The organism is Rhizobacter sp. P3_C12, assembly GCF_056402735.1.
The window spans coordinates 1-9,333 of the sequence record NZ_JBFUGW010000249.1; the positions used below are offsets into that span (position 1 = coordinate 1).

The window sequence follows — 9,333 nt, forward strand, 5'->3', positions numbered from 1 at the left end:
GTTCGGAGATGGCAGGCTGGCCGACAGGGGGTGCATTCATCGGGCCATTCTCTGCCATCGCTCCCGACCGACGCCGATCAGGCCACCGCCAGCCTCCGCCGCGCCGCTTCGTACTCGCCGTGCAGCCGCTCCACCAGCACGCGCGCCGGCACCACCTTGTCGATCGCGCCGATCCCCTGCCCGCAGCCCCAGATGTCCTTCCAGGCCTTGCGTGCATCGCCGCCGAAGTTCATCTTGCTCGGGTCGCTCTCGGGCAGGTTCTCCGGATCGAGCCCGGCCTTCACGATCGAGCCCTTCAGGTAGTTGCCGTGCACGCCGGTGAAGAGGTTGCTGTAGACGATGTCATCGCTGCTGCTGGCGACGATCATCTGCTTGTAGTCGTCGCTCGCGCGCGCCTCGTCGGTGGCGATGAAGGCCGAGCCGATGTAGGCCAGGTCGGCACCCATCGCCCGCGCCGCGAGGATCGCGTCACCGCTCGCGATCGAGCCGCTCAGCGCCAGCGGGCCGTCGAACCAGGTGCGGATCTCCTGCACCAGCGCGAACGGGCTCTTCACGCCCGCATGGCCGCCGGCACCGGCCGCCACCGCGATCAGCCCGTCGGCGCCCTTCTCGATCGCCTTCTTCGCGAAGAAGTTGTTGATGACGTCGTGCAGCACGATGCCGCCCCAGGCGTGCACCGCGTCGTTGACATCGGTGCGCGCGCCGAGCGAGGTGATGATGACCGGCACCTTGTACTTCGCGCACAGCGCCATGTCGTGGTCGAGCCGGTCGTTGCTCTTGTGCACGATCTGGTTGATCGCGAACGGCGCGGCCGGGCGCTCCGGGTGCGCGCGGTCGTGCGCCGCCAGCGTCTCGGTGATCTCGGCCAGCCACTCGTCGAGCAACTCGGCCGGGCGCGCGTTGAGCGCCGGCATCGCGCCGACGATGCCGGCCTTGCACTGCTCGATCACGAGCTGGGGGTTGCTGATGATGAACAGCGGCGAGCCGATCACCGGCAGCGGCAGGTTCTGCAGAACGGGCGGAAGCGACAAGGCAGGTCTCCGTTGAATTGACAGATCAGAACGCGTCCATCGCCAGCGCCATCACGCTGTCGGCACCGTCGAGGATGGCATCGCGCTGGCCGGGCACGCGGCTCAGGATGTGCTCGGCGTAGAAGCGCGCCGTCGCCTGCTTGGCCTGCAGGAACGCGCTGTCACCCTCACCGGCCGCCAGCTGCGTCTCGGCCACCAGCAGCGCACGCGCCAGCTGCCAGCCGGCCATCAGGTTGCCGGCCAGCATCAGGTATGGCACCGAGCCGGCGAACACCGCGTTCGGATGCGCCTTGGTCGAGCCGGCCACGAACTCGACCACCTGCACGAAGGCCTCGCGCGCCGCGGCCAGCCGCTTCAGCACCGCGCGCGCGGCCAGGCTGTCGCGCTTGTCGAGTTCGGCCTCGGTCTTCTCGATCTGCACGGCGATCGCCTTCGCGGTCTGGCCGCCGTCGCGCGCCGTCTTGCGGCCGACCAGGTCGTTGGCCTGGATCGCGGTCGTGCCTTCGTAGATGGTCAGGATCTTCGCGTCGCGGTAGTACTGCGCCGCGCCGGTCTCCTCGATGAAGCCCATGCCGCCATGCACCTGCACGCCCAGGCTCGTCACCTCCAGGCTCATCTCGGTGCTGTAACCCTTCACCAGCGGCACCATGAACTCGTAGAAGGCCTGGTTCTGCCGGCGCACCTCGGCATCGGGGTGGGCGTGCGCCGCGTCGTAGGCGGCCGCGGCCGTCAGCGCCATCGCGCGGCAGCCTTCGGTCAGCGCGCGCATCGTCATCAGCATGCGGCGCACGTCGGGGTGGTGGATGATGCTCGCGCTGCCGGCCACCGAGCCGTCGACCGGGCGCGACTGCACGCGGTCCTTCGCATAGGCCACCGCCTTCTGGTAGGCCCGCTCGGCCACCGCGATGCCCTGCATGCCCACCGCATAGCGGGCCGCGTTCATCATGATGAACATGTACTCGAGGCCGCGGTTCTCCTGCCCGATGAGTTGCCCGACGGCCCCCCCATGGTCACCGAACTGCAGCACCGCGGTCGGGCTGGCCTTGATGCCCAGCTTGTGCTCGATGCTCACGCAGTGCGCATCGTTGCGCGCGCCGAGCGAGCCGTCGGCGTTCACGATGAACTTCGGCACCAGGAACAGGCTGATGCCCTTCACGCCCTCGGGCGCACCGACCACGCGGGCCAGCACCAGGTGGACGATGTTGCCCGCCATGTCGTGCTCGCCGTAGGTGATGAAGATCTTGGTGCCGAAGATCCTGTAGCTGCCGTCGGGCTGCGGCTCGGCGCGCGTGCGCACCAGCGCGAGGTCGGAGCCGGCCTGCGGCTCGGTCAGGTTCATCGTGCCGGTCCACTCGCCGGAGATCATCTTCGGCAGGTACAGCGCCTGCTGCTCCGGCGTGCCGGCGGTGAGCAGCGCCTCGATCGCGCCATCGGTCAGCAGCGGGCACAGCGCGAAGCTCATGTTGGCGCTGTTGAGCATCTCGATGCAGGCCGCGCCGATGGTCTTCGGCAGGTTCTGCCCGCCGAAATCCGACGGGTGCTGCAAGCCCTGCCAGCCGCCCTCGGCGAACTGGCGGAAGGCCTGCTTGAAGCCCGGCGTGGTGGTGACGTTGCCATCCTTCCACGACGACGGGTTCTTGTCGCCCTCGAAGTTCAGCGGCGCGAGCACCTCCTGGTTGAAGCGCGCGCATTCCTCGAGCACCGCCTGCGCCGTCTCCAGCCCGGCGTCCTCGAAGCCGGGCAGTTGCGCCACGGCCTCCAGGCCGGCCAGTTCCTTCATGCAGAACAGCATGTCCTTGACGGGGGCGATGTAGCTCATCGTTGTCTCCTTGTTCTCGTTCAGGCAAAAAGAAAGCCCGTTGATTCGATCGAGCCAACGGGCTTGCGGGGCACTGCTTGCGGCGCAGGCTCCGGGTCTTACAGGGCCTTCACCAGCTCCGGCACGGCCGTGAACAGATCGGCCTCGAGGCCGTAGTCGGCCACGCTGAAGATCGGCGCTTCGGGGTCCTTGTTGATCGCGACGATCACCTTCGAATCCTTCATGCCGGCCAGGTGCTGGATCGCACCCGAGATGCCGGCGGCGATGTACAGCTGCGGCGCGACGATCTTGCCGGTCTGGCCGACCTGCCAGTCGTTCGGCGCGTAGCCGGCATCCACCGCGGCGCGGCTCGCGCCCAGCGCGGCGCCGAGCTTGTCGGCCAGCGGCGTCAGCACCTCGTTGAACTTGTCGCTGGAGCCGAGCGCGCGGCCGCCCGAGACGATGATCTTCGCGGCGGTCAGCTCGGGGCGGTCGTTCTTCGCGATCTCGGAGCCGACGAAGCTGCTCTTGCCGCTGTCGGCCACGGCAGCCGTGCTCTCCACCGCTGCCGAGCCACCGCTGGCGGCGGCCGGGTCGAAGCCGGTCGTGCGCACGGTGAGCACCTTCACCTTGTCGGCGCTCTGCACCGTGGCGATGGCGTTGCCGGCGTAGATCGGGCGTTCGAAGGTGTCGGGGCTGACGACCTGGGTCACGTCGCTGATCTGCGCAACATCGAGCTTGGCGGCCACGCGCGGCGCGATGTTCTTGCCGCTGGCGGTGGCCGGGAACACGATGTGGCTGTAGGCCGAGGCCACCGCCAGCACCTGGGCCGCGACGTTCTCGGCCAGGCCGTGCTCGAAGTACGCGGCATCGGCATGCAGCACCTTGGTGACGCCTGCGATCTGCGCGGCGGCCTGCGCGGCGGCACCGGCATGGCTGCCGGCCACGAGCACGTGCACCTCGCCGCCGCACTGGGCGGCCGCGGTCACGGTGTTGAGGGTGGCGCCCTTGATCGAGGCGTTGTCGTGTTCAGCAATCACGAGTGCGGTCATGGTCAGATCACCTTGGCTTCGGTCTTGAGCTTCGAGACGAGGGTTGCGACATCGGGCACCTTGATGCCGGCGCTGCGCTTCGGCGGCTCGCTCACCTTCAGGGTCTTCAGGCGCGGCGTCACGTCGACACCGAGGTCGGACGGCTTCAGCACCTCGAGCGTCTTCTTCTTCGCCTTCATGATGTTGGGCAGCGTCACGTAGCGCGGCTCGTTCAGGCGCAAGTCGGTCGTGACGACCGCCGGCAGCGTGACCTTCAGCGTCTCGAGGCCGCCATCGACCTCGCGCGTGACGAGGGCGGCGCCATCGGCGATCTCGACTTTGCTCGCGAAGGTGGCCTGCGGCAGGTCGGCCAGCGCGGCCAGCATCTGCCCGGTCTGGTTGCAGTCGTCGTCGATCGCCTGCTTGCCGAGGATCACGAGCCCCGGCTGCTCCTTGTCGACCAGTGCCTTCAGCAGCTTGGCGACGGCCAGCGGCTGCAGCTCTTCGGTGGTCTCGACGAGGATCGCGCGATCGGCGCCGATCGCCATCGCGGTGCGCAGCGTCTCCTGGCACTGCGTGACGCCGAGCGAGACGGCGATGACCTCGGTCACCGCGCCCTTCTCCTTCAATCGAACCGCTTCTTCGACGGCAATCTCGTCGAACGGGTTCATGCTCATCTTGACGTTGGCGATGTCCACGCCACTGCCATCGCTCTTGACCCGCACCTTGACGTTGTAGTCCACAACGCGCTTGACCGCGACCAATACCTTCATTCGCACGCTCCTGATGACTCTGAAAGGGTTGATCGATTCTAGTGGCGGGGCCTCGGGCACCCCGCGCGCGGCGCCGGGGGAGACCCTGCTGCGGCATCGAAATAGAACGATCGTGCTTTTTTTATTCTCGCACAGGTCGGGGCGGTTTTCGCGTCACCCGCGCGACGTTCGCTTCGAATGCGTTGCTAGACTGCGCCGCCATGCCCGAGCCACAGCCCCCTGAATCCGCTGCCGTCGACCCCATCGGCGTGTTCGATTCGGGGCTCGGTGGGCTCTCGGTGCTGCGGGCCTTGCACCGGCAGCTGCCGCAGGCGCCGCTGCGCTACCTGGCCGATTCGGCGAACGCGCCGTATGGCGACCGCAGCGAGGCCTTCATCGTCGAGCGCTCGCAGCGCATGGCGCAGCACCTGGTGGCGCAGGGCGCAAAGCTGCTGGTGGTCGCGTGCAACACCGCGACGGCCGCGGCGGTCGCGAGCCTGCGCGAGCGCTGGCCGGCGCTGCCGATCGTCGGCGTCGAGCCGGGGCTGAAGCCGGCGGTGGCCGCGACCCGCAACGGCCGCATCGGYGTGCTGGCCACCACCGGCACCTTGCGCAGCGAGAAGTTCCGGCAGCTGCTGGCGCGGCAGGGCGATGCGGTGCAGATCACGGCCCAGCCCTGCCCCGGCCTGGCCGACCTGATCGAGCGGGGCGCGCTCGACACGCCCGAACTGCGGGCGATGGTCGAGCGGTATTGCACACCGCTGCGCGATGCAGGCGTCGACACCGTCGTGCTGGGCTGCACGCACTACCCTTTCGTGCAACACCTGATCGCGGACGCGATGGGGCCGCAGGTGCAGATCATCGACACCGCCGATGCGGTGGCGCGTCGCGCGGCACAACTGTGGCAGGCCGGCGGCGCGGCGCATGCGACCGACGATAGGGCCAGCGATGCGGTGCAACTGGAAACGACCGGCAACGTGGCGGCATTGCAGCGGGTGGCCGCGAGTTGGCTGGCGTTCCGCTGCGAGGTGAGCGGATCGGACGCCTGATCGTGCGGCTACTGCTGCGCCTGCAGCATCGCGCCCATCTTCTGGTGGATCAGGTTGATCGCCTTCAGCGGCCGGATCAGCACCTTGAAGTCGACGATCCGTCCATCGTTGTCCCAGGTGAGCATGTCGACGCCGTTGACGGCGATGCCGTCGATTTCCACCTGGAACTCGAGCACCGCGTCACGCGGGCCGGCGACTTCGCGCACGTAGCGGAAGCTCTCGTTGAAGAACACGCGGAAGGCCGCGCCGAGGTACTGCGCCGTGACGGCCTTCCCCACCTGCGGCGTGTGCACCACCGGCGAGTGGAAGACGACGTTGTCGGCAAGCAGCGCCCCGAGCCCCTTCGCGTTGCGTGTCGCGACGAGTTCGTGCCAGACGGCAAGCGTGGCGATGGCCATGGCGTGTCCTCTCAGGGAAGTTGTCAGGAGATCTGCATGTCCTCGCGCGAGCGGCCGGCGGCGAGCTGATCCCGGAACCACTGCGGCGGCTTGCCCATGCCGACCCAGGTCTGGCTGGGGTCGGCGGGGTTCGCGTACTTGGCCTTGCGCTCTTCGCCGGGCGCCGACGGCGTCTTGACGGGCTTGGCAGGCAGGTAGGGCTTCAGCGCCTCGATGCCCTCGGCGATGGTGAAGCCGCCCATTTGCAGCTTCTTGGCGTAGCCGTCCGCCAGAACCTTCAGTTCCTCGGTGCGCTTGGCGGCCAGTGCGGCTTCGGTTTGCTCCAGCAGAGCGCGCAGCTCCGCGTACGACATACCCTTCAGTTCGGTCATCTCGATGGTCCTGGACATGGATCGGAAAATGCGATGACCGGTAGTCTATGTGCGGCGTGGCCGTTTTTGAGCGCGGAGCGTCAAAGGCGTGCACCGGCCGCAACGGGCCCCGAAAACGGGAATTCTCGGATTGCGTCGCCCACCACTCGGTGTGCTCGGCCCGCCACCGTTTCCACTTTGAACCGGGCCAGGCACAGCTATTTGTCGCCCGGCCAGCATTCCGTCGGCGATTGACGCTTCGCGACAATGCCGAAACGCTTGTTGACCCGATCGATCACGGCGTCAAGGCGGACGATTTCGCCCGCGGTGAGGTCCAGCATCACGGTCGGTTGTCCGGAGTAGGAATCGAAGACCGGCGAGGCTGTCGTGTCACCCACCTGCTGGGGTGTGGTCATGAACTTGACGGTCACCGATCTCTTGCCAGGCAACACGTAGACGGAGCGGGGAGGATCCGCGGGGTAAGTGAACAGACGCTGTCCATCGACGGCAAGAATCTGGATCGTGCCGACCCCGACGACAGGGCACCCCGGGTCGCGGTATTGCGGCAACCCCGAGCGAACCAGCGCCAATTCGGTAACGGCGCGTTGAGGTGCAGGGTAAGCATGCTGCGGCCCCAGCGGGGTGCTGCAGGCGCTCGTCGCCAATGCAGCCACCGCTGCAAACCATCTCAATGCGAGAGAAATTCTCATGGTTCGGCTTCGTCGAATCGTTACGGGTTCGCTTCGACAAATACCTTACCCGATGTTGAAGCCGAGGAAACTCCCACCGATGACAACAAGCAAGCCCACGACGAACGCCGCAGGAAGCGCAGCGCCGGCGACGGCCACGCCTGAGCCGCCCTTGCCTCGTGCGCAAAGCACGAGCGCCGCAATGGTAAAGACGGCGATCCAGCAATAGCCGAACAGCCGGACTTTCATGATCCCGTCTGCGCTTCCGTCGCCGCCCGCCGCCAGCAGCGATGCAAAGAGCAGGAGGAGGCCGTTCACCGCCGTCATCAGCAGGACACCGAGGTAAGTCATGCAGGCGACTTGCGCTTCATGAGGGCGGCTTCACCCACTCCCCTCACGCGGTGAATCCCGTCATGACCTGGCGCGTTCCCTTTGGTGGCCTTCCATGCCCAGCGCTGCTGGAAGACGGCGAAGGCGGCAAGCACGCCATACAGCACCAAGGCATACGCACCCGCCAGGATGCCCAGCATGGCGTCGGCATCGTGGAGCTGCACGGCCCCGGCGCCATACAGGGCAATGCAGCCGAAGAGGCAGAGGCCGGCCATCTGGATGCGATCACTCGGTCGGGTCAATGCCCAGACGATCGCTGCAAGCACGGCAAGGCTGAAGGCAACTCCAGCGGCGGCGAGGATGAGGTAGACGATCACGCCGGCATTCTCGGCGAGTTTGACCTTCCCGCACCAGGTACGCCCGATGGATCACCGAGAGCCCGGATGCCCATCCGGAGGCCGCTCCCGGATTCGCATCCGGGCTACGAACTTCGGGCGCTCCGCGGCGCCTTCTTCGCGACCGGTGGCCGCGAACGCATCACCCGCACCGGCCGATCTTGCGCGCCCATGCCCAGCAGCGAGGCGGCCACCGTCGGCACGGTGATCGCGTCCTGCAGCGTCATCGCGTCGAGTTCGGCCATGAAGGCGTCGACCGCACGGGCCAGCACGCGCTTCAGGTTGCAGGCCGCGTAGATCCGGCAGCCGTGCGGCACCGCACTGTCGTGGCACGCGACCACCGCGAAGTCCTTCTCGGCCATGCGCACGATGTCGCCGATCGAGATCTCGTTCGGCGGGCGGGCCAGCATCGCACCGCCGGCACGGCCCCGCGTCGTCGCGATGAAACCGTTCAGGCCGAGCTCGTGGACGATCTTGGTCAGGTGGTTGCGCGAGATGTCGTACGCGCCGGCCATCTCGTCGATGGTCGCGACACGACCCGTCGGCCACGCCACCGCGAGGTACATCATCACGCGCAGCGTGTAGTCGGTGTAGACGGTCAGGCGCACAGGACGCTCCAGCAAACAAGCATGCCGGAGTTTACTTTGGGGTGGGACAAAGTGGCATGCCTTCTTTCTTGCCATGGCGGGCCTGCCGGATTTAAGATGCAGATTAAATACATCAATAAACGCCCACCATGTCCACGCCCGCCGCCTCCTCGTTCCGTCCCATCCGCGTCGCCGTCCCGTCGCCGCGGGCGAAGCCACCGGCGCCTCGCGGGTGGCCGCTGCTGAGGCTGGGCTTCCGCCCGTTCTACCTGGCGGCCGCGACGGGTGCGGTCGCGCTGATGGCGGCCTGGTTCTTCGTCTTCACTGGCCGCCTCGCGCTGCCCGGCACGCTCGCCCCCGCGCTGTGGCATGCGCACGAGATGATCTTCGGCGTCGTCAGCGCGGTGGTGATCGGCTTCCTGCTCACCGCCGGCCGCCTGTGGACGCAACTGCCGACGCCGCGCGGCGGCCTGCTCGGCGCGCTGGCCGCGCTGTGGCTGGTCGCGCGCGTGGCCGGGCTGTGGGCGCCCTACCCGATGTTCTTCCTGCTCGACGTGACCCTGCTGCCGCTGGTGGCCGCGCTGTTCGCCGACCTGGTGATCCGCTCGCGCAACCTGCGCAATGCCGGCATCGCCGTGCTGCTCGCGCTGCTGGGCCTCGCGAACCTCGGCTTCCACCTCGCGGCCAGCGGTGCGCTGGCGTTCGATGCGATGGCGCCGCTGCACGCCGGCCTGGCCCTCATCGTCGTGCTGGAGACGGTGATGGGCGGCCGCGTGATCCCGGCCTTCACGATGAACGCGACGCCCGGGCTGCAACTGAGGGCCTCGCCGCTGCGCGACCGCATCGCGCTGGTCGCCACCGTCGGCGGGCTGGCGCTGTGGGTGGCGGGCGAGACACCGCGCCTGGCCGCCGCGCTGCTGGCC

12 protein-coding genes are annotated in these 9,333 nt (G+C 67.9%); 2 read left to right on the top strand and 10 right to left on the bottom strand.

Translation table 11 applies throughout. The annotated features are described in order from the left end of the window. Nucleotides 1-77 precede the first annotated feature (77 nt). From AC1DXV_RS26975 to AC1DXV_RS26990, 4 genes are all read right to left on the bottom strand, one after another. The gene (locus AC1DXV_RS26975) at nt 78-1,031 is read right to left on the bottom strand and encodes an NAD(P)H-dependent flavin oxidoreductase (RefSeq protein WP_477936458.1); all 954 of its coding nucleotides are present in this window, start codon (nt 1,029-1,031) and stop codon (nt 78-80) included. A 25-nt stretch (nt 1,032-1,056) separates the two neighbouring features. Further along, on the bottom strand, nt 1,057-2,850 hold the full coding sequence (locus AC1DXV_RS26980; RefSeq protein ID WP_477936460.1) for an acyl-CoA dehydrogenase: 1,794 nt from the start codon (nt 2,848-2,850) through the stop codon (nt 1,057-1,059). Nucleotides 2,851-2,948: 98 nt separating this feature from the next. After that, nucleotides 2,949-3,881, bottom strand: coding sequence for an electron transfer flavoprotein subunit alpha/FixB family protein (locus tag AC1DXV_RS26985; RefSeq protein ID WP_477936462.1), 933 nt, complete (start codon nt 3,879-3,881; stop codon nt 2,949-2,951). 2 nt (nt 3,882-3,883) lie between these two features. After that, on the bottom strand, nt 3,884-4,633 hold the full coding sequence (locus AC1DXV_RS26990) for an electron transfer flavoprotein subunit beta/FixA family protein (RefSeq protein ID WP_073464036.1): 750 nt from the start codon (nt 4,631-4,633) through the stop codon (nt 3,884-3,886). 200 nt (nt 4,634-4,833) lie between these two features. On the opposite strand from AC1DXV_RS26990, the gene murI reads away from it, so the two are divergent. Beyond that, a complete protein-coding gene (gene murI / locus AC1DXV_RS26995) occupies nt 4,834-5,661 on the top strand; it encodes a glutamate racemase (protein WP_477936464.1) in 828 nt (275 codons plus the stop codon). 8 nt (nt 5,662-5,669) lie between these two features. Here the strand turns inward: murI and AC1DXV_RS27000 are convergent, their stop codons facing one another. The 6 genes from AC1DXV_RS27000 to AC1DXV_RS27025 all read right to left on the bottom strand — a co-directional run bounded on the left by AC1DXV_RS27000 (nt 5,670) and on the right by AC1DXV_RS27025 (nt 8,431). After that, on the bottom strand, nt 5,670-6,059 hold the full coding sequence (locus AC1DXV_RS27000; RefSeq protein ID WP_477873110.1) for a nuclear transport factor 2 family protein: 390 nt from the start codon (nt 6,057-6,059) through the stop codon (nt 5,670-5,672). A gap of 23 nt (nt 6,060-6,082) precedes the next feature. Continuing rightward, complete coding sequence (locus AC1DXV_RS27005; protein WP_197070727.1) at nt 6,083-6,430, bottom strand: H-NS histone family protein; 348 nt, start codon at nt 6,428-6,430, stop codon at nt 6,083-6,085. Nucleotides 6,431-6,627: 197 nt separating this feature from the next. Next, nucleotides 6,628-7,119: a hypothetical protein gene (locus AC1DXV_RS27010; RefSeq protein WP_477873108.1), complete on the bottom strand. Its 492-nt coding sequence runs from the start codon at nt 7,117-7,119 to the stop codon at nt 6,628-6,630. A gap of 45 nt (nt 7,120-7,164) precedes the next feature. After that, nucleotides 7,165-7,449 carry a hypothetical protein gene (locus tag AC1DXV_RS27015; RefSeq protein ID WP_477936466.1) on the bottom strand — a complete coding sequence of 95 codons (285 nt, stop codon included), beginning with the start codon at nt 7,447-7,449 and terminating at the stop codon, nt 7,165-7,167. Then, on the bottom strand, nt 7,446-7,805 hold the full coding sequence (locus AC1DXV_RS27020; protein ID WP_477873650.1) for a hypothetical protein: 360 nt from the start codon (nt 7,803-7,805) through the stop codon (nt 7,446-7,448). Before AC1DXV_RS27020 ends, AC1DXV_RS27015 begins: the two co-directional genes overlap by 4 nt. 104 nt (nt 7,806-7,909) lie before the next feature. Next, the gene (locus AC1DXV_RS27025) at nt 7,910-8,431 is read right to left on the bottom strand and encodes an RrF2 family transcriptional regulator (protein WP_477873649.1); all 522 of its coding nucleotides are present in this window, start codon (nt 8,429-8,431) and stop codon (nt 7,910-7,912) included. Between the two features lie 128 nt (nt 8,432-8,559). On the opposite strand from AC1DXV_RS27025, the gene AC1DXV_RS27030 reads away from it, so the two are divergent. Then, a partial coding sequence (locus tag AC1DXV_RS27030) for an NnrS family protein (protein ID WP_477936468.1) occupies nt 8,560-9,333 on the top strand: 774 nt, incomplete at its 3' end.

Bases quoted from the DNA above. Each gene is read 5' to 3' on its own strand.
- AC1DXV_RS27010 (WP_477873108.1), bottom strand. From the start codon at position 7,119: ATGAGAATTTCTCTCGCATTGAGATGGTTTGCAGCGGTGGCTGCATTG.
- AC1DXV_RS27000 (WP_477873110.1), bottom strand. From the start codon at position 6,059: ATGGCCATCGCCACGCTTGCCGTCTGGCACGAACTCGTCGCGACACGC.
- AC1DXV_RS27005 (WP_197070727.1), bottom strand. From the start codon at position 6,430: ATGACCGAACTGAAGGGTATGTCGTACGCGGAGCTGCGCGCTCTGCTG.
- AC1DXV_RS26980 (WP_477936460.1), bottom strand. From the start codon at position 2,850: ATGAGCTACATCGCCCCCGTCAAGGACATGCTGTTCTGCATGAAGGAA.
- AC1DXV_RS26985 (WP_477936462.1), bottom strand. From the start codon at position 3,881: ATGACCGCACTCGTGATTGCTGAACACGACAACGCCTCGATCAAGGGC.
- AC1DXV_RS27015 (WP_477936466.1), bottom strand. From the start codon at position 7,449: ATGACTTACCTCGGTGTCCTGCTGATGACGGCGGTGAACGGCCTCCTC.
- AC1DXV_RS26990 (WP_073464036.1), bottom strand. From the start codon at position 4,633: ATGAAGGTATTGGTCGCGGTCAAGCGCGTTGTGGACTACAACGTCAAG.